We start from the raw sequence: 20508 nt of genomic DNA, 5'->3' as shown, positions 1-20508 counted from the left end.
GCCGGAGTGAATGGACTTCCGCGGTGCCCACTTGGACTTTTCTTCGGCTTGATTCCCCTGCCGGACAGGAGCAGGATGGGGTCAATGGACGAGTGGTCGCACTACAGGCAGCCCGCCCCACCGCTGCGGGACCTTGGTTTGGCGTGCCTCGGAGCGGGGGAGCAAAGCGGGCGGCTTCCCTCCTTCTCCGGCCGGACGCTGAGCAGCTACGCCCTCGTGATCGTTTCCGAAGGGACCGGCCAGTTCAATTGCGGGGGCAAGGCGGCGCAGCTCAGGGCGCCGGCCCTCCTGTGGCTATTCCCCGGCATCAGGCACGGCTACGGCCCGGGCCCCGGCGGCTGGAGCGAGCACTGGGTCCTCTTCACAGGCCCAATGGCACGGGCGTTCGAAGAACTCGGGCATCTCCCCCACGAGCGTCCCTTGATGCAGCTTGTCGAGGGCCAAGACCCGGACATTGACGCGACACTTGGACTTTTCGCAGGACTGCGGACAGCCCTGCGCCTCGAAGGGCCCCGTGGCGATCTGGAGGCCTCCGTCCTCACCCAGCGCGTCCTGCTGGACGCCGGAAGGCATACTCCCGCCGTACCGGCCGGGCCCCATGAACGCATGCTGTCCGGGCTGCGCGAAACCGCCCACCTTCAGCTGGGCCTGACAGAGCAGGCGGCACTCCAGGGAGTGTCACCGTCGGAACTGCGGAGAGCCGTGCAGGACGCAATGGGGGTCGGACCCAAAGAGTTCGTGCTGCAGTTGCGCATGTCGCGGGCACAGTCCCTCCTGGCGGGCACGGCCCTTCCTGCCCAGCGGATCTCCCGGCTGGTGGGCTACGAGGATCCGGCCTACTTCAGCCGCTTGTTCTCGGAGCGGACCGGCCAGTCCCCTTCGCATTTCCGGATGGAACACCGTAGGGAGTCGTGAACCGCGTCGCAGTCCATGGCGGCGGCGTCTTCGACGTCGGTTCATGTGACCATGGGAACCCCCAACGAGGCCGGTATGGCGCAGCCAGGATTCGATGTCCGGTCCGCTGCCCTGAACTACCTCGCCCCTCACCGCCAGTCCCTCGTCGATGGCCGCACCGGGGCAGGAGCGGGCGTAGTCCCGTTCGGTGGTGACGGGATGGATGGGCTTGCCGGTGAAGTCGTAGCCCTCAGCGAATGTTGCCATGGTCATGAGCGCTCGGACGTTCCAGATGCCGCCCGCCTGCGGAGAGCAGCACAGATCCACAAGTCGCGATGGGCCGGAGCACCGAAGGCTCAGTGGCGGGCATCGTTCATGAGCGGGCGATCATCAATGAACCGATGCCAAGCCCGTTCGGGATACGCAGACGTGCACAGGCCTTGGGAAGTACGGTGAGGTCTTTCGCCGCCGCCATGAGGCCCGGAATTGGCTGTTTGGGCAGGAAGAGATATTCCCCCTCCTGCCCATTCAGGGCGGGAGCCGCCAGACCGCCACTACGCTTGCCGGTGAGGTCCACGGCAATGCTGCAGGAACTCAATCCAGTGGTCCGTTCCTGAGGTGGCGCTTCGTTCTTCTGCTACGTCTGCGCACGTTCGGGTTTCGCGTCCGTTCATTTCCAACCCGCATTCAAGGCCCGGGCTGAGCTCACCTCGGAACGGAGAAATCCTCCAAGTTACAAGCCTTGGCGGCTCAAAAAATGCTCCGTTCGTGTGAAAAAATGCCTCGACACCGATCATCGACCGGACTATGCCCGAGCAATCACAGGGCGAAGAAGCCACTTCACCCTGCCCCGTGCGCCAGGAATCTCCGGAATCCCTGAGGCAGCGGGGCACGTTGCCACTAGGCAGATTCTGCGGCAACTCCCCCGGTACGGGTCATAACGCTTGAATGACTCGTCTCAAGATGGGCACTCACCAGAGCATCCATCTTGGAAACATCGCGCGCGGCGATGGCTTGGTAGAGCTCCTCGTGTTCTTCAGCCATGGCGGTCAAGTCGTCGTGCTGTGAAAGCAGCCAGCGCATTCGCGAAGACAAGATCCCGTTCAATTCAATCAGCAGATCGTTTCCGGCCAGCCTGGTCACGACTTCATGGAATTGGGCACCCTTCCGACGCGAGGTGACAGCATCGCCGTTTCGAGCGCTCAACAGCTCCTGGTCAAGCACTTCCCGCAGTTCGGCAAGCCCCTGACGGGTATGGCGCTGGGCCGCCAGCTTGAACGACATGAGCTCGAGCCCACCGCGAACCTCATTGAAATCTGCAATGTCCGACGGCGTAAACTCTCTCACCACGGCCCAGGTACGCGGCCGGGGTGTCACGATCCCTTCGGCAACCAACGTCTTGAGGGCCTCTCGAACCGGTAGGCGACTGACTCCCAGTTCATTGGCCAGATCGCGTTCGACAAGCTTGCTCCCCGGGGCACGGACACCGTCAATGATCTCGTTGCGGATATGGTCGGTCACACGGACCGACTCCGGTTCAAACCCTGGCGTTACAGGCAATGTTCCTGCCTTTCCGTTGCATTGTCCGATTCAGCTACTTTCCTCAAGTCTATGTGTCCAACAGGAATCGTGGCGTGACTATACCGTTCGCCTAAAGTGACAGGTTCACGTGCTGCCCAAGCCCGCGGCCAAGGGCACGGTCGTAGGCCAATCGCCCAATTGCAAGGTCAAGTAGTCCCACCCCCACGGAATTGAACAATGTGATGTCCTCGGCATTGCGCCGGCCCACGATTTGGCCGGTGATCAATTGGCCCAGCTCCCCCACAATGTCTTCGGCCGCGATCGCCCCCTCCGACAACGCCACGAGGTACTCACCCGATTTAGTTTTCGCTGTGCCCCAGTGGTCAAACACGACGCGGGCACGAGCCATCCCCACGGTGTCGATTTCTCGCTCACCCGGTCGCGGGCGAGCCCCAACCGCGTTGATATGAACCCCCGGGCGAAACCACTCCCCCTTAACAATGGGTTCGACCGCGGGCGTCAGTGTGCAAATGACGTCGCTGGCGGCGAAAACCGCCTCAACACTGTCAACTGATTCGACGTGTAAGTCGTGATGGGCAATTGCGGCACGGAACTCCTGCATTCGTTCGGCCGAGCGCGTCCAAACAACAATCCGCTTGATAGGCCGTACGCACAGCAGAGCCTCGACATGTGCCACCGCCAGGGCCCCCGCACCAACCAAGCCCAGGGTCGAGGCCTCGGGCCGAGCTAAATGGCGGGTAGCCACCGCCGTGGCGGCCGCAGTCCGAATACGGGTGGGAACGCGCCCGTCCAGGATTGCCAACGATTCACCAGTCACGTGGTCGGCCAGCATGATCATGGACCGCTGCGTCGGCAATCCGCGACCCGAATTGGAGGGAATGTCTGCAAGCAGTTTGACCGATGCCAGCCCGGGGCCTGCGGCTACGCCGGGCATCACGATGAAGCTGGAATCGGCCGGAGATACGTTCATGGCGACGGGCGAAGGCTGCATGGCGGTGCCGTTGGCAATATCGGCAAAGACTTGCTCCACAGCTTCTACGGTTGAAGGCATGTCGAGGACCGTCTGCAGTGCAGAGGCATTGAGTAAAAGTGTCATGAGCAGTCGTTTCTATCCGAAGTGAAGTATCTTGCTTCGAAGTGTAGCCAATTTGGTATTCCAAAGAAAGACCCGGAGATCAAGCTACGAGAGTCTGCGCATACGGCACTTTCATTCGCACCGCCTTTCCGCGCCAAGAAAGTTTTCCGGAACATCAATGCAGACTCTGCCACTTCAGCCAAGCGAAAGGCCCCGAGCCTCAGTCACCCGGGCGTCCCCAGAGATCCAGCATTCATAGACTTCGAACAATTCGGTATACCAACCGTCCTCGGGCTGAAACGTAAAGCAAGTAGCGGCACTGGATTCACAGCCTCGGAATACCGACCGGATATCACCTTGGAGAGATTTTGTGCCGCAACGGTGTTCGGCAACCCTCAAAGTCGTTGCGAGTATCCCGCAAATTCGATTCCCATGCGGTGGCGTATCCCTACGCAGATGGTTCGGTGTGCCAACGGCCCTATTCGCACGGACGCAAGCTACATGTCATCGCCTCGCCACGAGTGTTGCGCCTTAAACAATATTCCGAGACCAACCAAAGCAGCTCGATCGCGATCTCTTGGGCGGCGGCAAATACCCGGGGGCTTCCTCTATCCATAGGGTCCACAGCAACAAGCAACCGCGGCGGTTCCCGCCCGTCAACGATCCGCAAAAAGACACGGTTCCATCCGGACCAGGTCAACATACGGCAGCATAGCTTCGCAGTTGCTCGACCTTAAACGGCACTGATCCCTCGACACGGACATTGTCAACGGATTTCGGTGCCGTTCGTGTATCTTCCGAAGGCAACCGTCGTTGAGTGCGCTCTTGGTCGCGGCCGGTGTCAGCGCAGCGGGAAGCTGGAGGGGAAGAGTTCGTTCGTCGGGCGCTTCCTGAAGTCGCTGAGGCTGAAGGAGGCCATGTACTTTTCCAGGAAGCGCTGGGCGCGCCCGGCGTAGGAGCCGGTCTCGACGGTCACGATCCGTTTGTCTTCCACGACGGTCCGCCCGGCGACCACCACCCGGGTCACGTCACGGCCGTCGCAGTTCATGACCAGCGTGCGGACCGGGTCCCCGTGCGGCCCGATGTGGGTCCCGCCCAGGTCCAGCACGAAGTAGTCGGCCTGGGCGCCGGCGGCCAGCCGTCCCAGGTCGTCGCGGCCCAGCGCGGCCGCGGGGTCCAGGGTCGCGGCCCGGTAGAGGTCCTCGGACTGGGCACTGGTCCGGTCCCCGGTGCTCGCCTTGGTCATTCCCATGGCCAGGTCCATGGCGCGGATCATGTTCGGCGGGGCCGAATCGGTGCCCAGCACCACGCGGACGCCCTTGGCCCGGTACGCATCGAAGTCCTCCAGGCAGACCCCGTAGTGGGCGGTGGGGATCGGGCAGAAGATCACGGTGGTCCCGTGCTCGGCCAGGATCTTGACGTCGTCGCCCTGCCCGAAGTGCCCGGGCATGTGGCGGTGCCCGGGCACCGTCCAGGCGTGCGGGACGAAGGTCTTCTCCTTCAGGAACCCGATCGACTCGAGGTACGGGATGGGGCGCAGCCCGGTGCGGGCGAGAATTTCCCCGACCTCGAACAGGCCCTGGGCCGCGTGCAGGCGGACCGGGACCCCGAGCTCGTCGGCGGCGGCACGCGTCATTTTCAGCGTCCGCTCGGTCTGCGTCTCGATGCGCGCCGGCAGCAGCGCGGTGCGGATCAGCCCGCCGGCGGTGTCCTCGTGGTCCCGGCAGAATTGGATCGCCTGCGCCAGGCCGTCCAGCCCCTTCGCCTCGTCCTCGTGGAGCAGCGTGGCGGTGCCGTCGGTGTAGGGGACGTGGGTGCGGTAGCTGGGGCCCAGGTAGGCGCGCAGCCCGATCCCGGTCACGGCCGCGGCCAACTGCGCCGCGTCGGCATAGTCCTCGCACCAGGGCTTGTAGGTCTCCGCGGCGATCGGCATGATCGTGGTGATGCCGTTGCGCACCAGCTGGCTGAGCGCAAACTGCCGCCGGAAGAGTTCTTCCTCTTCGGTGAACACCGGTCCGTGGCCGGCCAGGTACTCCTGGGACCAGGCCAGGCCCAGCCGGCTATCGCCCGTGGGCCACGAGTCGAAGATCGCGTGGTCGATGTCCGCCAGGGCGTTCAGGTCGATGAACCCGGGCGAGACGATGGCGTGGCCCGCGTCGATTTCCACATCAACGCGCCCCTCGTAGCCGCGGCCCACAAAGACGACGACGTCGTCCTCGTGCACCAACTCCCCCCTGGGCCAGATGCAGTGGTCCCCGTCCGCGTAGCCGATGACGAATGCCGCCCTGACCCGGGTGATACGACCCATTAGTTCTGCTTCTCGCGGGATTGCGGCGGTACGACCGCTGGGGAGCCAACCGCGGCCTGAAGGTCCGTCACATGTCGGTCGAGAATGGAGGCCACCGCGGCGACGGCCTCCTGGTGGTCGCCGCGACGGATCGCCTCGTAAATCTCGTCATGGTTGTCATGTTCTGCCAACGCGGCCCGCTCAACGCCAACCCCGGTGATCCAATCGACTTCGATGACCTCGGTGAGGGTGGCATAGATGTCCTTCAGCAGCTCGTTGTGCGTCGCGGCGAACACCGCGCGGTGGAAGTCCACGTCGGCGGTGCGAAAAGCCACGATGTCGTTGGCCACGGCCGCGATGCGGCGGCGTTCGAGCGCATCGGCCAGCTGTTGCAGGTCCTCCTGGGTCCGCCGCTGAGCGGCCAGCCCCGCGGCGGTGATGTCCAGCGCCTGCCTGGTCTCGATGATGTCCTGCTCGCGCGCGGCCGAAAGGCCGCGGTGCAGAGCCAGAGCCCGCTCGTTGGTCGCCGAGACGAATGTGCCATCCCCTTGGCGGGTGATTAACAACCCTGCATGGACCAAGGCCCGAACCGCCTCGCGCAACGGCGCACGGGAAAGCCCGAGCTCGGCCACAAGCAACGATTCCGGGGGGATGCGGGAACCCAGGGGCCACTCTCCGCTGGTGATGCGTTGGCGCATGTCGTCGATGGCTTCATCAACCACGCTGCGCCGTGCAATGGGGGGCATGATCGCTCCTTACGGCTGTCGTCAAGTCTCTTTCCAAGCGATAGTGCCACAAAACTTTTTCGAAAACTACTCTTTCGTAAGACGTCTTACCTCTGATAAGACTAGCCCCATGACCCAGATCACACATCATGGAGTCGACGCCTCCAGCATCCAGCCCCACCGCGCACCCACAACCAGCTACCGCATTGGAGCGCAGTTTACCCGTTTCCCGGGCACCGAAACCACACCGCTGCGCCAGGGCATCGCCACCGCCCTTGAGCAGGGCTACACGTCCATCACGCTGAACAACTTCGCCCTCGAGTCCCGCGACACCGACGTCGTGGAGTTGCGCGGCGCAGCCCGGGACATCGCCTCCTCCGGTTCCGAGCTGCTGCTCGGGCTCGGCTCGGCCGGTCCAGTCCAGGAAGCCCGAACGGCCCGTGCCGAACTGGCCGCCACCCTGGCCGCCGGCCTGGACTTGGGCTGCACCGAGTACTTCCTGCACACCCGCACTGAGCGCACGACAGTGCGCCACGGCGAGCGCACCCTTGACCACCCGGCTCAGCTCTCCCAGATCCTGCACACGCTCGGTTCGCTGCATCCTGTGGCCGCGGCCGCCGGGGCCCGGCTGAACCTGAAGACCCACGAGGATCTCTCCTCGGCCGAGGTCAAACAGGTCATCGACCGCTTGGACCCCGAGGTCTTCGGCATCGGGTTGGACGTGGCGAACCTGGTTGTGCGCGGCGAAGACCCGGTCAAGGTGACCCGGGCGCTGGCACCGCAGGTGCGCAGTACCCATTTGGAAGACCTGGTCTTGTTCCCCATCGATACCGGATACCGCCGTCGCCTATGCCCCATCGGCCAGGGCGTGCTGCCCTGGGATGAGATCCTCGGCTCGCTGTGGGCCCAGGGGGTGCGCACCTTCACGATCGAGCAGCATCGCGGGCGCTTCGATACCCCGGTGCACAACCGCGCCTGGTTCGAGAACGAACCGCACCTGCACCCGGACGACCTGGGCCAACTGGCACGCATGGCGCGGGCGACCACAGCCCTGGTCGAGGGCGGGCAGATCCCGGAGCTGGAACGGTGGAACGACGATCCCTCTGCCACCGAGCGCGCAGAGCAGTTCGCGGCCAGCGCCGCATACCTGCGTCGGGCGCTTCAGAACTTGTCCAGCACCACGGTGGATGACTCCACCCAGTCAGGAAGGTAGCAGTGCCATGACCCTCAGCGTAGCCTCGGCCCGGGCGGCCGAGCAGCGAAGCAATCCGCTTCTCGTCTTTCTAAAGCGCGACGTGGCACTGGCCACTTTCCTCGGGCTGTTTGCAGCTCTGGTGTTCGCGCTGGCCATCGGCCCGTGGCTGTGGCCGCTGCACCCCGACGCGATCGACTTGTCCAATTCCCTCCAGGGCCCGAGCGCCGCACACCCGATGGGCACCGACGACACCGGACGCGACATGCTCGCCCGTTTCCTTTCCGGCGGGCGCACCTCGGTCTTCGCGGGCCTGCTGATCGCGGTGATCGGCGCCGTCGTCGGCTGCGTGTTGGCGCTGCTGGCCGGGTCGATGCGTGGATGGCTGGACACCGTGCTCACCTGGTTGACCAACTCGATCCTCTGCTTCCCGGCGATCCTGTTGGCCATGGCGATTGCCATGGCCATCGGACCCGGCGTAACAGCGGTGGTCATCGGCCTGTCCATCCATTCATTCCCCTGGTACATGCGCACACTGCGCAGCGAGGTGATGCGGCTGTACGGCCAGGACTTCATCCGCTCCACCGACGCCATCGGCGCCCACCCTGCAAGAATCCTGTTCCGCCACGTCTTCCCGCACCTGGTGCCAACAATAATCCTGCAAATGGCCGCCGTGTTCGGCGCTTCGATCCTGTCGCTGGCCGCGCTGGGGTTCCTGGGCTTGGGTGCCCAGCCGCCCACGGCCGAGTGGGGCGCATTGATCACCGAAGGGCAGCAGTTCTTCTTGACCGGGCAGTGGTGGATCGCAGGATTCCCGGGCATGGGGCTTCTCATTGCGGTCACCCTCACCACGCTCATCGCCGACCGCGCCCGTGAGGTACTCGACCCCCGCTCCGATGCGGTCTAGGAAAGGATTTATCGATGCTCTCCACCGCTTTCCGTCGCATCTGCGTCGCCGCCACAACGATTTTCGGCGCTTCCATCTTCGCCTTCATCCTGCTGCGCGTGGTCCCCGGAGATCCCGCCCGCGCGATCGCCGGGGACATGGCCACCGACGAGTCCGTCGCAGCACTGCGCTCGGAGATGGGTCTCGACCAAAACCTGCTGGTGCAGTACTGGCGCTACGTGCGCAACATTTTCACCGGCGATCTTGGCTTCTCATACTCCACCGGCGACACCGTCACCAACCTGCTGGCCGACCGGCTGCCGGCGACGATCGAACTCGGATTGCTCGCCGTGCTCTTCGCGATCGGCGCTTCGGTGCTCTTCGCATCGCTGGCCGTGTACTCGAACCGGCCATGGGCCGACCGGCTGCTGCGCGGGGCCTCCTCGCTGGCCATGGGCTCCCCGCCCTTCTGGATCGCGCTGCTGGCGCTGATGGTCTTTTCGGTGCAGTTTGGACTGTTCCCCGGCCCAGAGGGGCGATTGAGCCCGGGGCTGGTGCCACCGGAGCCGGTCACCGGGCTGTACTCCGTGGACGCACTGCTCTCCGGCGACGCATCGCTGGCGCTAAACGCGCTGTGGCACCTGGTGCTGCCGGCGGCGATCATCGCCATCGGACCGTTCGCTTTCCTATCCCGGCTGTACCGTTCGCAGCTGCGCACGACCCGCCGCGAGACCTTTGTCATGGTCGCCCGCAGCCACGGGCTGACCAAGTTTCCGGTCTTCCACCGGCACATCGCACCGCATGGCCTGCTTTCCATTCTTCCGGCCGGATCGCTGCTGCTCGCCGACCTGCTCACGGGCAGCCTTCTGGTCGAGAAGGTCTTTGGCTGGCCTGGCATCGGATCAATGACCGCCGACGCGATCATCCAAAAAGACTTTGCGGTTGTCCAGGCCGTGCTTCTGTTGGCCGCCATCTTGTACGTGGTTGTCAGCCTGCTGGCCGACCTCACCCTGACTACTGTCGACCCACGAACCCGAGTAGGAGCACGCTAATGTCAGTGAATACCGAAGCGCAGGTGCATCCGGTGCGAGCGCAGCAGCTTGAATCGATACTCGAAATCGGCAACCTGTGCACGAACTTCGACCTTCCCGGCTCCACGGTCCGCGCCGTGCGCGACGTCAGCTTTCAGCTTCGCCCGGGTCAGCGCCTGGCGGTCGTGGGAGAATCCGGCTCCGGAAAGTCGGCCTTGGCCATGTCCCTTGTTGGATTGGTTCCACCCCCGGGCCGCGTGGCTTCCGGCAGCGTCAAATTGCGCGGCCGCGAGTTGGTCGGGCTGGGCGACAGGGAGATCTCCAAGATCCGCGGCAACGACATCGGCTTGGTCTTCCAGGACCCGATGGCCGGACTGGATCCGTTGAAGACCATCGGCAGCCAGTTCGTGGATGCCATCCGGGTGCACCAGGATGTTTCGGTGCGCGAGGCGAAGGAACTGGCCTGCCAATTGCTGTCCGAGGTGGGAGTGGAGGACCCACGCCGACGCATCAACGACTACCCGCACCAGTACTCAGGCGGCATGCGCCAGCGCGTGCTGATTGCCATGGCCATCGCCAACGACCCTGTCGTCTTGGTAGCCGACGAGCCAACCACGGCCCTGGACGTCACCACTCAGCGTCAGGTGCTTGAGCTTCTGGAAAAGATCTGCGACGAGCGCGGCAACGCCCTGGTGATGATCACCCACAACCTTGGCATCGTGCGGCAGCTGTGCGACAGCGTCAACGTCATGTACGCCGGGCGCATTGTGGAGCAGACCAGCACCGACGCCCTGTTCGCGGAGCCGGCCCACCCTTACACGCGGGCACTGCTGAACTGCATGATCGACCCGCGCACCACCCTCCGCGGGCGGCTGCCGGCCATCCCCGGTTCCCCGCCGGACTTGTCGCTGGACGAGGTGGGCTGCGCCTTTGCCGAGCGTTGCCTGCTGGGTTCCAGCCAGTCGCTGTGCCACGAGCAGCGCCCCGAACCGGTGCTGCTGGCCAGCGGCGCGATCTCCCGCTGCCACTTCGCACAGACCCCCGAAGGAGCGACGCCATGAACAACGCCGAAACCGGTGACCTGCTGGTCATCGAGAACTTGAACAAGTCCTACTCCAGCGGCGTCGGAGGGCGCAAGCGCGTGCAAATCCTGCATGACGTCACCCTCGGCGTCAAGCGCGGCCAAACCTTGGGCCTGGTCGGCGAATCAGGCTCGGGCAAGTCCACCACGGCGTCCTGCGTCATGGGGCTGACGGACGTGGATTCCGGGTCCATCCGCTTCGACGGACGGGAACTCACCAACCTTTCGCGTCCCGAGCGCCGGTCGCTGCGCAAGAGCATGCAGATGGTCTTCCAGGATCCCAACGGTTCGCTGGATCCGCGTTACACCGTGCGCGACTTGGTCGAAGAACCACTGATAGTCCACGGATGCAAGGACCCGGCCGAGCGGCGCCGCCGCGTAGCACAGACGCTGGCCCGAGTGGGACTGACCGAGAAGCAAGCCGAACGCTACCCGCACGCATTTTCCGGTGGCCAACGCCAACGAATCGCGATTGCCCGCGCCCTTGTGCTCAACCCGGAGCTGGTGGTGCTGGACGAGCCGGTCAGCGCACTTGACGTATCGATCCAGGCCCAGGTTCTCAATCTGCTCGCCGAGCTGCAGGACGAACTGCAGCTTACTTATCTGTTTATCGTGCATGACCTGGCCGTGGCGCGGCTGATGAGCCACCGGATTGCGGTCATGCACCACGGCCGGGTGGTCGAATACGGCAGCGCCGCCGAGGTTTTCGAGCACACGTCCCATCCCTATACCCGTTCGTTGCTGGACGCAGTGCCCGGAGCATCGCAACCCGCTGGCGAAGAACTGCAAGGAGCGAATCATGCGTAGTACCTTGACCCGCGCCGTGGCTGCACTGGGTGCAGCGCTGTTGGCGCTGACTGGCTGCGGCACCGTGCCGAACGCGGCCTCCGGGGAGGACCGTCCGTTCACGATCAACTGGTCCACCCAGCTGACCAACATCGACCCTGCCTTCGTCTGCGCGGGCGACGACAATTCCTTTGCAAGCAACTTCTACGCCCGGCTGGTGGCCTTGGATACGGACACCCAGGAAGACGGCACGGTCGTGGCCAGCACCAGCCCGGATCGGATCCAGCCTGACCTGGCCGAGTCCTGGACCGTCTCCGAGGACGGCACGAACTACACCTTCAAGCTGCGGGAAGGCGCCAAGTTCGCCAACGGCAACCCACTGGATGCCGAGGCGGTGCGCTATTCCATCATGCGCAACCTGACCATCGGCGCATGCGGCGCGCTGGCCCTGCAGATCGGCCTGACCGACCCGCCGCTGATCAAGGACGTGGTTGTTGTGGACCCGGCCACCGTGCGTTTGGAGCTCTCCCGCGCGTATCCCTCGATCCTGGTCACACTGGCCCAGTCCCGCGGCTCGATCTACGACCCGGTGGAAATCAAGGCCCACGGCGAGGACAGGAAGGGCGTCCCGAACCAGTGGCTCGCCTCGCACACCGCCAGCAGCTCCGGGCCCTACGAGCTGGACACCTACGTGCCGAACAACCACGCCATCCTCAAGCGCAACCCGAATTACCACGGGAAGCCGGCGCTGGAGGAAACCGTGCGCATCAACTTCATCACCTCGGTGCCGACCCTGATGTTGCAGGCCCGTCGCGGCCAGGCGGACGTCACCCTGGGCCTGCCGCCCTACGTGGTGGACCAGCTGCGCAGCGAAGACTGCTGCAAGGTGGCCAGCGCCCCGTCGCTGTCGCCGGTGACGGTGTCAATGAACAACCAGGAGGGCAACAGCGCGAACGCCAAGCTGCGCGAGGCGCTGACCCATTCGGTGCCCTACGACCAGATCATCGAGGAGGTGGCCCACGGGTTCGCCGACAGCTACTACGGGCCCTTCCCGCCGGATGTCCCGGGCTTCAACAAGGAACTCAGCGTCCCGCGCACGATGGACAAGGAACTGGCCCGCCGGCTCGTGGCCGAGTCGGGAATCGAGAACCCCACCATCGATTTGATGATCAACCCCGCGGCCCCCAGCGTCTCCACACTGGCAACCATCCTGAAGGCCGGATGGGAGGAGATCGGCGTCAAGGTCAACATCGACTCGCAAACCCCCACTTCCTTCGCCACCCGGTTCAACACCGGCAAGTACGGGTCCGCGCTGCTCTTCGAGGGCGCCGGTTCGGTGGCCGCCTACGAGCTGCGCAAGAAGATGACCTGCGGCAGCAACTTCAACAACCAGCACATCTGCATCGACGGAACCACCGAGCTGCTCGACGAACTGGGTCGGATCCCCGACCTGAAGGACCAGCAGCCGGTCATCGACGCCCTGACCGAGAAGTGGCTCGAGAATTCCTCGACCATCGTCCTCTACCGGGCCCGCTTCACCGCGGTGCTTGCCCGGGACGTCAACCACTTCAAGTACTCCTCCTCACTCCGCTTTTCGGAGTGGGGACGCTAAGACCACTGAACACGAATCCAAGGAGAGAATCACATGCGCATCGGAGTTGACGGCAGCAAGATCCCACACGAGGCCACCGACACCCCCTTCCAGATCCTGGACAAGGCCAAGAACTACGGGCTAGAGGGCGTGTACTTCCGCACCATACTGGACGTCTCGCCAACCCTTGACCACGGGCTGCTTGCCGAGGTTCGGGCCCATGCCGACGACCTGGGACTCTACCTGCAAATGGGACTGGCCAAGGTGAACCCCTACGCGGCGGCAGAGGCCCCCGCGGTGCGCCGGCTCGGCGACGGGGACTACACCCGCGGCATGGTCAAAATGATCGAGGCCGCCAGCCAGGGCGCCGGGGTCACCGACCTGTGGGTGGCCTGCGCGAACTACCAAAAGGGCCTGCCCGGCTACCATGTCTTCGACCGCTTCCGCACGGACGCCCCGTGGGCCGACCAGCTGGTGGCGATCGAGAAATTCCTCAAGCTGCTGGCCCCGACGGCCCGCGAACACGGAATCCACATGAATATCGAGACCCACGAGGAGATCACCAGCTACGAGGTGGTGCGTCTGGTGGAGGCCGTCGGCCCGGACACCGTGGGCGTGACCTTCGACTGCGCCAACGTGGTGGTGCGCGGCGAAGACCCGGTGGCCGCGGCCCGCCGCGTCGCCCCATACACCCGCGCAACCCACCTGCGCGACTTCGTCCTGGGTGAGCAGGATGGCACCTTCGGGCGTGTCTTCGCCACCATCGGCCAGGGCGTGATCGACTGGGATGCGGTCATCTCGATCCTTCACGCGGCCAACCCGGAGCTGCCGCTGTCCATCGAGAACGCCGGGCCGACGCTGCACCTGCCGATCGGGTTGGACGATCCGGTATGGACCGCACTGCACCCGGACCTGGACCCGGCCGAGGTCACCGAGATCCGCCGACTTGCCACGGCCTACGCCCGGCAGACGGCGGCCGGCGAACGCCCCTCGATCGACACCGTGCGTGCCACCGAGTACAACGGGGAGAAGATGGTCCTCGAATCCGCCGACTTCCTGCGCAGCACACTCAACCGGCTGGGGCTGCGCAGCTTCGAGACCGCGCACTAGCTCCACCTGCTTCCACCGCCCAGGGCGCGGACCGCAGCGGTTCGCGTCCCGGGCACACCCCCGCCTGTTCCCGATTGGGGTCCCGGACGGACGCCGTTGCTACTTCTTGGTGTCGGCCAGGTAGAAGCCGATAGCGGTACGCATCGATTCGCGGGCGCGCTTGCGGTCCCCCGCCGCGTCGTAGGCCAGCGCCAGCCGGTGCCAGGACTTCCACGACTCGGGGTTGGCCTCGACCTCTTCCTTGTACTGCACGAAGTCCTCGTCCGCGGCGGCCTTGACGATGCGCCCGGACGGGGTGCGAGGCAGGTTGTCCTCCGGCAGCAGGCCCTCGGATTCAAGGATGCCGGCCATGGTTTGGGTGCGGGAGCCGAAGAGCACCTCGCGGATCAGGATCCACACGCCCACCAGCGGGATCACCAGCGCGGCGACGCCGATGACCTTGGCCAGCGGTTCGGCGGCGGTGATGAAGCGCGCGGCGGAGCCGAAGGCGGCAACCAGGTAGAACACGAAAAGCAGCAGGATGGCGCCGACCCAGATCTTGGTTTTCATGCGCGCCTAGCGTCCCAACTCGAGGTAGCCGTCAAGGCCGTAGGTCAGCCCCGGGCGGGAGGCAACGGTGCGCAGGCCCAGCAGGACACCGGGCATGAAGGAGGCGCGGTCGTAGGAGTCGTGGCGCAGCGTGAGTTGTTCGCCCTCGCCGCCGAGCAGCACTTCCTGGTGGGCGACGAGTCCGCGCAGGCGCACCGAGTGCACGTGGATGCCGTCGACGACGGCGCCGCGGGCACCTTCAAGCTGGGTTTCGGTGGCATCCGGGCTCGGCGCCACGCCGGCCGCGGCGCGTTCGGCGGCGATCAGTTCGGCGGTGCGCACCGCGGTGCCCGACGGTGCATCGACCTTGTTGGGGTGGTGCAACTCGATGATTTCCACCGATTCGAAGTAGCGTGCGGCGGTGGCGGCGAAGGCGCTGGCCAGCACGGAGCCCAGGGCGAAGTTCGGGGCGATGAGCACGCCGGTTCCCGGGTTCTTGGCCAGCAGTTCCTGCAGGGAGGCCCTCTTGGCATCGTCCCAGCCGGTGGTGCCGACCACGGCGTGCAGGCCGTGCTCGACAGCGAAGCGGACGTTTTCCTCGGTGCTCGCTGGCACGCTCAGGTCCACCACGTGGGTGGCACCGGCATCCACGATGGCCTGGAGTTCGTCTCCGCGGCCCAGCGCCGCAACAAGTTTCATGTCGGTGGCGGAGTCGACGGCCTTGACGGCCTCGGCTCCCATTCGTCCTGATGCGCCGATGACGGCGACTTTTAGTGGTGCACTCATGGGTTCTAGCGTATCGGGAATTCCACCGAGGGAAGGAGTCGATGACCCCGGGTGCCCCGCAGCCGTGGTGGCCTGCGGTACCGCCCGCCGTAGGCAGCACCAACACAGGCAATGCCAAGGCATCAGCGGCCATGGGCAGTCAAAGAGCGGTGGTCGGTCACACGGACGCACGGATACGGATCGCCGCTTCCAGGGCATTTCGGTTCTCACGCGCGGATACTTCTCCGCACAATTCCAGGGCCTTTGTCACGTCGAGGTCGGTCAACTCGGCTTGGGCTTCTCCCGTCCGCTTGAATTGCGCAGCTGCTCGAGCGAACACCCGCTGAAGCCCACAAAGTCACGGTGGAAGCTTCCCCAACTGTGCCAAGTCTCAGAGGTGGGCACCCATCACCTGAAAGGCCCTCCGCTCATGTGAAGCTGTCACTTTGCGAGCGCTTTGAGCTTGATGCTGGCAAACTCGGCCTGGCTAATCGTGCCGCAGTCCAGAAGAATCTTCGCCTTCGCGATCTCATCGCTGCTGCTGTAACCTGCGACGTCGCGATTGTATGGCTCATAGCTTTCCAGCCTCGTGCGACTTGCTTTCTGGCTGCGCTCTGCCATCCCGTCTCCACGAGCGATCAGGTACACGACCGCCGTGAGAAAAGGCACGAAAATCAGGAAGACGAACCACAAGGCCTTCCACCAGCCGCTGAGTTTGTGATCGTGGAACAGGTCAATGATGATCGCGAGCACGGCCCACAAATACGCCATAAACGCAAAGACGACGAAGAACCACCAGATGATGTCCCAGAAGGACGCCCAGAAATCCATGACAATGCCCGCTTTTCTCTTGTTGTCTGCTATCGCGGAAGTGCGGTGGCACTTCATTCACGCTAACAAGGGACCCTTGATCATCTGCTCCCCCTAATCGGGTGAAAACAGGCACGTCAGTCATGTCAGACAGAAGATGGATATGGTTCAGGAACGCACGGTTCTGTCCGGAACCGTGCTGCAAAGTAGATATGGATGGTTGTCGCGGACAGGGCCCAACATCTCACCCGAGCTGCAGGGTTCCCCGCCGGCACGACCTTCATCAACGTCTAAGGCGCAATGGTGCGAAAAACAGGTTCTTTGTCTATAAATCATCGAAGCAGGAAGATTCCGTCTTTTACTCTGCCTGCCACATAGACGTAGGCGAAGCTGTCCTGCTAGCGACAATTTCGTCTCGTTCGTCTGCTTGCCCTGGTCCGAAGACCGGGATCCCGCCGGCCCGAAAACCCGAGGCCCGCCGAGCCAACGAGCAACGGATCGACTCAGCGGACCACACATCACCCACGGATATGGCTGTTTTCGGGTCCATCATGAAAAACCGTGTCCGTTCCATGTTGCGGATGGGAAGCAGCACGTGCACAGCCAACGGGAACGGGAACGGGAACGGGAACGGGAACGCGTCGGGCCCGCCAAACGGCGTGCCCGACGCGTCGGCAGTTTCGTGCCTATTTAGCAGGACAGATCCAGCAGGCGCGCTATCCCGCTGCGGGTCGGGTCAGGCACTGCTTTCAGCAACACTCCGTCGACTTTGAGTTCGATGGCATGTGTCTTTGCCGGATCGTGTTCAAGGATTCCGTCGGGCGGTCTGCGATCTTTCCGTCATCGCTGTTCGGCATCGCTCAACTGCTGATCCCGGGGAACTGCCATCGTCCTTCAAGCACCTCGGCGCGCGGGCGGTACAAGCGGATCAGGTAATTCCACCCTTCCATGACAGGCAAGGAATTTGGCTCATCCGGGGAACCGCCGAAATTTATGGTGATCGTTCCGTCGGCGTTTGGCACGCCGGTGATGTTGTTGACGCTGTAGGAGCCCTGCCCGTTCTCCTGGAAATAGCCCTCGGCGTTGTAGAGCGAAAGCGACCAGAACCCGTCGACAGGCACCTCGCCCACCGTCAGCGAGTACTTCCCCGCCGGAAGTCCCGGGGAAACGTTGATGTAGGAGGCCTCGTGTTCCGGCAGTCCGCCCCATCCTGCCGCCGACCCGATCAGGTGGCGCACCGGGTCCACGTCTTGCTGGCTGCCGAAGCAATATTCCAGGCCGGAGAGCCCCTTGGCCAGGTCAAGCAGTGCCGTACGGGTGGAAGCGGCCGACGCATCGTTGTAGTCGGGCAACTCGAAGGCCCTGCTGCTGGTCGATGAGATCACCAACCGGTCCTGCAAGGCGTTGACTTCCGCCACGTCTGCTGCATCTTCCGGATCCACCAGGATGCGGGCTGCGACCAACACGAAGTCGGTACCGAAATCGGCAAGGGAAAGCTCATGGTTTCCCGGTTCGTGCAACACCGTGTTGATGTAGTGGTCCTGGTTCAAAATCATCACCGACACGTAGCGATCCCCCACATCCGGGATGCCTAGGGTCGCACCCTTGCTGACATCAACGACCGCCGCGCTATACAGGGTGTCGCGGTTCATGCGGATGACGGGTTGGGAATCGATTGCCGTTGGCACCTTGCCATGGCTCCACTGACCGGTGCCACCTGCACGGTGCGAGATGGCCGCGAACATTCGGTCGGATTCGGCGCGGGCAAAGTTGTCGACGTTTACGGGTAGTGGACTCATTCGGAGACCTGCCTTCCTTGGGAAATGCTTACCCGATCGATCGTCGTCCGGTTCCCCGGGTGTCGCATCACCCACCTTTGATGACCCGAATGGTTCATGCCTGCCGGATCCATGGCCGCATGCGAACCGCCACGAAGTGCGTAGACGAGCATCGGAATGATACAGATACAGGCCCGACCTGCACCCGCGGGTTCTCGATGGCGGCAAGGCCATCGACTGTGCGATGACGACGGCGCCCGCCGGCAGACAGGCGTCGGTGTCGGTGTCGGTGCGCAACCATGCGCCCCGATAGCCACGAAATGACGGAGAGGGCCAGGCCGACCGTGCGGGGACAGCGTCCGGCCTGGCCCGCTCCTTGGGGGCGGTCCTTTGATTTAGTGTTCCGACGTGCCTACTTGACCTCGCTGAGATCGTGGACCAGTGTCTTCTCGTCGGCCTCCGAGAGCGAGGTCTGGATGACGGTGCCCTTGTAGGGAGCCAGCGCTGCGGCAAACTTGTCCTCGGTGATCTTGGTTGCATAGAGGACTACGGCCGACTTGCCCTCCGTGACCGCGCTCTTGACCCGCTCACGGAACTCCGCGTTCAGGCCGGTCTTGTCGATGCCTGCGAACAACGCCCCGAACAGGCCTCCGAAGATCAACCCGGCGAAGGGTATGAAGAACAGTATGCCAATCAGCATCCCGAACAGCGCTCCCCCGGCAGCGCCCATGCCGACGCTGCCAAAACCTCCCGGGTGCTCGACATGCGTCTTTCCTTTGTCGTCGACTTTCACGAGCGCCAGGCCGGCGAGCTCGACCACAAGGTTGTCCTGCAGGACTTGAATCTCTTTGTAGGCGCCTTCAGCCTGGAGTTCGGAATCGAAGGAGATCACAATCAGTTCTGACATGGAGCTGTTTCCTTTCGAACGTCTCGACGTTGTTCGTCGAGTTGGGCCATGCCGCCGAATGGTAGGCATGGACAATTGGGGGGGCTTTGTCGGAAATCGGGTTTCGGTCGGCGCAGACGTTCCTCGTCGGCGGGGCCATGCATCCCAGCATTGTTTGAAGGCCATCACCCCCGCACCACCTCATGCGGGTGATGTTGCCCGATGCGGTGCGGGGGAATCTGGAGTCACCATGTTGTGTCGGGCAGCGAACGGAAAGATCAGCCACATGTCGGATGGATGCGGCCAGGGAACCCCGGACGAACCATGCCTTGCCGTGTCCGGGACATTGGAGACACACACCCGTGCCACCATGGAATGCCGCGGGATCGACGGAACCGCTTCGGCAGTGACGGGCATGGGGACCCCCGGTACCCGGCGACGGACCGCGCCGACACGAGCCGCTGGTCCGCAATGACCATCGAACGAGGTCCCGGCACAGGCTTCTCTCCCGCGGGCCGCACGGTCATCATGTTGGCGGCCACTGCAGTTGCCGTTATTGGCCTTCATCTGGGGCGCGACCTCGTGACGCCGGCCCTCTTCGCGATGGTTGTTGTGGTCACGGTGCACCCGGTTCGCGGGAAATTGTTGAAGCGGGGCTTTCCGGACTGGGCGGCAGCCACAGCGGTGGTGGTCGTTTCCTGGCTCGTGCTGCTGGCCATCCTCACACTGGTGCTCCTCGGAATCGCGCAATTTAATCAAATGATCCGCGACTACGGCAGCGAGCTTTCGGACGCGACGGCGGCGGCGGCCGGGCTGCTGCACGGCATGGGCATCTCCGTGGCCGAACCCTCCGGGATCGACCCCAAGGTGCTCCTCGCTGCCGTTGCGTGGCTGACCGGCGCAGTTGCCACTCTTGTCATCGCGTTGGCATTCGTCTTCACGTACATCCTGTTCATGGCCTTCGATGCCAGGCTCATCGAGGGCATGACCGCGCGGTTCGCCAAGAGCCACAAGCGCACCATCACCGCCTTCGCGCGGTACGGGTCATCCGTGCGCCGCTACTACGTGATCAACACCATCTTCGGAACAGTCGTGGCGATCCTTGACGGGCTCATCCTGTGGGCGCTGGGAGTGCCCGGGGCCGCGGCGTGGATGGTGCTTGCGTTCGTGACCAACTACATCCCCAGCATCGGATTCGTCATCGGACTGATCCCGCCGTTGGTGCTTGCCCTGGTCACCGGCGGATGGGGAACGGCCCTTGTGGTGCTGGCGGCCTATTGCGCCATCAACCTCGTGCTCCAGGCACTCGTCCAACCCAAGTTCGTCAGCGATGCCGTGCAGCTGAACCTGACCCTCACGTTCTTTTCGGTGGTGTTCTGGAGCACCGTGCTGGGCCCGGCGGGTGCGATCCTGTCGATTCCGATGACGCTACTGGTGAGGGTGGTGGTGCTGGAGACCGACGCCCGCACGACGTTCGCACGCTGGCTGACGGGCGACAAGAGTCCGGGATGAACCAGCTCGGATGTCTCCGTGGACGGCGG

General features: G+C 64.0%; 19 protein-coding genes. 9 read left to right on the top strand and 10 right to left on the bottom strand.

What is annotated here, in order from left to right; genetic code table 11:
• Window positions 1-84 precede the first annotated feature (84 nt).
• On the top strand, window positions 85-915 hold the full coding sequence (locus JOF47_RS03505; protein ID WP_209995988.1) for a helix-turn-helix domain-containing protein: 831 nt from the start codon (window positions 85-87) through the stop codon (window positions 913-915).
• A 352-nt stretch (window positions 916-1267) separates the two neighbouring features.
• Here the strand turns inward: JOF47_RS03505 and JOF47_RS03500 are convergent, their stop codons facing one another.
• The 5 genes from JOF47_RS03500 to JOF47_RS03480 all read right to left on the bottom strand — a co-directional run bounded on the left by JOF47_RS03500 (window position 1268) and on the right by JOF47_RS03480 (window position 6544).
• Window positions 1268-1471: a hypothetical protein gene (locus JOF47_RS03500; protein ID WP_209995987.1), complete on the bottom strand. Its 204-nt coding sequence runs from the start codon at window positions 1469-1471 to the stop codon at window positions 1268-1270.
• A gap of 323 nt (window positions 1472-1794) precedes the next feature.
• Window positions 1795-2415, bottom strand: coding sequence for a GntR family transcriptional regulator (locus tag JOF47_RS03495; protein ID WP_342592701.1), 621 nt, complete (start codon window positions 2413-2415; stop codon window positions 1795-1797).
• Between the two features lie 130 nt (window positions 2416-2545).
• On the bottom strand, window positions 2546-3532 hold the full coding sequence (locus tag JOF47_RS03490; protein ID WP_209995985.1) for an ornithine cyclodeaminase family protein: 987 nt from the start codon (window positions 3530-3532) through the stop codon (window positions 2546-2548).
• Between the two features lie 820 nt (window positions 3533-4352).
• Entirely contained in the window at window positions 4353-5819 is a 1467-nt protein-coding gene (locus JOF47_RS03485) for a chlorohydrolase family protein (RefSeq protein ID WP_209995984.1), read from the bottom strand.
• Window positions 5819-6544, bottom strand: coding sequence for a FadR/GntR family transcriptional regulator (locus JOF47_RS03480; RefSeq protein WP_209995983.1), 726 nt, complete (start codon window positions 6542-6544; stop codon window positions 5819-5821). The genes JOF47_RS03485 and JOF47_RS03480 overlap by 1 nt, the downstream gene beginning before the upstream one ends.
• A gap of 109 nt (window positions 6545-6653) precedes the next feature.
• Between JOF47_RS03480 and JOF47_RS03475 the strand changes: the two genes are divergently transcribed.
• The 7 genes from JOF47_RS03475 to JOF47_RS03445 are packed head-to-tail and all read left to right on the top strand — an operon-like array spanning window position 6654 to window position 14200.
• Window positions 6654-7736, top strand: coding sequence for a sugar phosphate isomerase/epimerase family protein (locus tag JOF47_RS03475; protein ID WP_209995980.1), 1083 nt, complete (start codon window positions 6654-6656; stop codon window positions 7734-7736).
• A 7-nt stretch (window positions 7737-7743) separates the two neighbouring features.
• A complete protein-coding gene (locus tag JOF47_RS03470; protein WP_209995978.1) occupies window positions 7744-8622 on the top strand; it encodes an ABC transporter permease in 879 nt (292 codons plus the stop codon).
• A gap of 14 nt (window positions 8623-8636) precedes the next feature.
• The gene (locus tag JOF47_RS03465; protein WP_209995976.1) at window positions 8637-9653 is read left to right on the top strand and encodes an ABC transporter permease; all 1017 of its coding nucleotides are present in this window, start codon (window positions 8637-8639) and stop codon (window positions 9651-9653) included.
• Complete coding sequence (locus JOF47_RS03460; protein WP_209995974.1) at window positions 9653-10693, top strand: ABC transporter ATP-binding protein; 1041 nt, start codon at window positions 9653-9655, stop codon at window positions 10691-10693. The genes JOF47_RS03465 and JOF47_RS03460 overlap by 1 nt, the downstream gene beginning before the upstream one ends.
• Window positions 10690-11520 (top strand): ATP-binding cassette domain-containing protein, encoded by an 831-nt coding sequence (locus tag JOF47_RS03455; protein ID WP_209995973.1) that lies wholly within the window; start codon window positions 10690-10692, stop codon window positions 11518-11520. Before JOF47_RS03460 ends, JOF47_RS03455 begins: the two co-directional genes overlap by 4 nt.
• A complete protein-coding gene (locus JOF47_RS03450; protein WP_209995972.1) occupies window positions 11513-13111 on the top strand; it encodes an ABC transporter substrate-binding protein in 1599 nt (532 codons plus the stop codon). The genes JOF47_RS03455 and JOF47_RS03450 overlap by 8 nt, the downstream gene beginning before the upstream one ends.
• Before the next feature lie 33 nt (window positions 13112-13144).
• On the top strand, window positions 13145-14200 hold the full coding sequence (locus JOF47_RS03445) for a sugar phosphate isomerase/epimerase family protein (protein ID WP_209995971.1): 1056 nt from the start codon (window positions 13145-13147) through the stop codon (window positions 14198-14200).
• A gap of 99 nt (window positions 14201-14299) precedes the next feature.
• Here JOF47_RS03445 and JOF47_RS03440 read toward each other — a convergent pair whose 3' ends face one another.
• From JOF47_RS03440 to JOF47_RS03420, 5 genes are all read right to left on the bottom strand, one after another.
• A complete protein-coding gene (locus JOF47_RS03440) occupies window positions 14300-14749 on the bottom strand; it encodes a tetratricopeptide repeat protein (RefSeq protein ID WP_209995970.1) in 450 nt (149 codons plus the stop codon).
• A gap of 6 nt (window positions 14750-14755) precedes the next feature.
• Complete coding sequence (gene dapB / locus JOF47_RS03435; protein ID WP_209995969.1) at window positions 14756-15514, bottom strand: 4-hydroxy-tetrahydrodipicolinate reductase; 759 nt, start codon at window positions 15512-15514, stop codon at window positions 14756-14758.
• Between the two features lie 420 nt (window positions 15515-15934).
• Window positions 15935-16324: a PLDc N-terminal domain-containing protein gene (locus JOF47_RS03430; RefSeq protein WP_209995968.1), complete on the bottom strand. Its 390-nt coding sequence runs from the start codon at window positions 16322-16324 to the stop codon at window positions 15935-15937.
• An 839-nt stretch (window positions 16325-17163) separates the two neighbouring features.
• Complete coding sequence (locus JOF47_RS03425; RefSeq protein WP_209995967.1) at window positions 17164-18102, bottom strand: DUF1214 domain-containing protein; 939 nt, start codon at window positions 18100-18102, stop codon at window positions 17164-17166.
• Between the two features lie 391 nt (window positions 18103-18493).
• Window positions 18494-18988, bottom strand: a complete 495-nt coding sequence (locus JOF47_RS03420; protein WP_209995965.1) for a DUF1269 domain-containing protein — start codon at window positions 18986-18988, stop codon at window positions 18494-18496.
• A 450-nt stretch (window positions 18989-19438) separates the two neighbouring features.
• Here JOF47_RS03420 and JOF47_RS03415 point away from each other — a divergent pair, with 450 nt between their 5' ends.
• A complete protein-coding gene (locus JOF47_RS03415; protein WP_209995963.1) occupies window positions 19439-20479 on the top strand; it encodes an AI-2E family transporter in 1041 nt (346 codons plus the stop codon).
• The last annotated feature ends 29 nt before the right edge of the window (window positions 20480-20508 follow it).

Origin of the sequence: Paeniglutamicibacter kerguelensis (genome assembly GCF_017876535.1) — a bacterium.
Lineage (GTDB): Bacteria > Actinomycetota > Actinomycetes > Actinomycetales > Micrococcaceae > Paeniglutamicibacter > Paeniglutamicibacter kerguelensis.
Note: the sequence above shows the minus strand (reverse complement) of the source record. Positions and strands in the feature narration are given on the sequence as shown.

Coding starts and splice junctions, on each gene's coding strand:
- JOF47_RS03425 (WP_209995967.1), bottom strand. CDS start 18,102: ATGAGTCCACTACCCGTAAACGTCGACAACTTTGCCCGCGCCGAATCC.
- JOF47_RS03415 (WP_209995963.1), top strand. CDS start 19,439: ATGACCATCGAACGAGGTCCCGGCACAGGCTTCTCTCCCGCGGGCCGC.
- JOF47_RS03480 (WP_209995983.1), bottom strand. CDS start 6,544: ATGCCCCCCATTGCACGGCGCAGCGTGGTTGATGAAGCCATCGACGAC.
- JOF47_RS03460 (WP_209995974.1), top strand. CDS start 9,653: ATGTCAGTGAATACCGAAGCGCAGGTGCATCCGGTGCGAGCGCAGCAG.
- JOF47_RS03420 (WP_209995965.1), bottom strand. CDS start 18,988: ATGTCAGAACTGATTGTGATCTCCTTCGATTCCGAACTCCAGGCTGAA.
- JOF47_RS03505 (WP_209995988.1), top strand. CDS start 85: ATGGACGAGTGGTCGCACTACAGGCAGCCCGCCCCACCGCTGCGGGAC.
- JOF47_RS03430 (WP_209995968.1), bottom strand. CDS start 16,324: ATGGATTTCTGGGCGTCCTTCTGGGACATCATCTGGTGGTTCTTCGTC.
- JOF47_RS03475 (WP_209995980.1), top strand. CDS start 6,654: ATGACCCAGATCACACATCATGGAGTCGACGCCTCCAGCATCCAGCCC.
- JOF47_RS03465 (WP_209995976.1), top strand. CDS start 8,637: ATGCTCTCCACCGCTTTCCGTCGCATCTGCGTCGCCGCCACAACGATT.
- JOF47_RS03485 (WP_209995984.1), bottom strand. CDS start 5,819: ATGGGTCGTATCACCCGGGTCAGGGCGGCATTCGTCATCGGCTACGCG.
- JOF47_RS03445 (WP_209995971.1), top strand. CDS start 13,145: ATGCGCATCGGAGTTGACGGCAGCAAGATCCCACACGAGGCCACCGAC.
- dapB (WP_209995969.1), bottom strand. CDS start 15,514: ATGAGTGCACCACTAAAAGTCGCCGTCATCGGCGCATCAGGACGAATG.
- JOF47_RS03440 (WP_209995970.1), bottom strand. CDS start 14,749: ATGAAAACCAAGATCTGGGTCGGCGCCATCCTGCTGCTTTTCGTGTTC.
- JOF47_RS03450 (WP_209995972.1), top strand. CDS start 11,513: ATGCGTAGTACCTTGACCCGCGCCGTGGCTGCACTGGGTGCAGCGCTG.
- JOF47_RS03455 (WP_209995973.1), top strand. CDS start 10,690: ATGAACAACGCCGAAACCGGTGACCTGCTGGTCATCGAGAACTTGAAC.
- JOF47_RS03490 (WP_209995985.1), bottom strand. CDS start 3,532: ATGACACTTTTACTCAATGCCTCTGCACTGCAGACGGTCCTCGACATG.
- JOF47_RS03470 (WP_209995978.1), top strand. CDS start 7,744: ATGACCCTCAGCGTAGCCTCGGCCCGGGCGGCCGAGCAGCGAAGCAAT.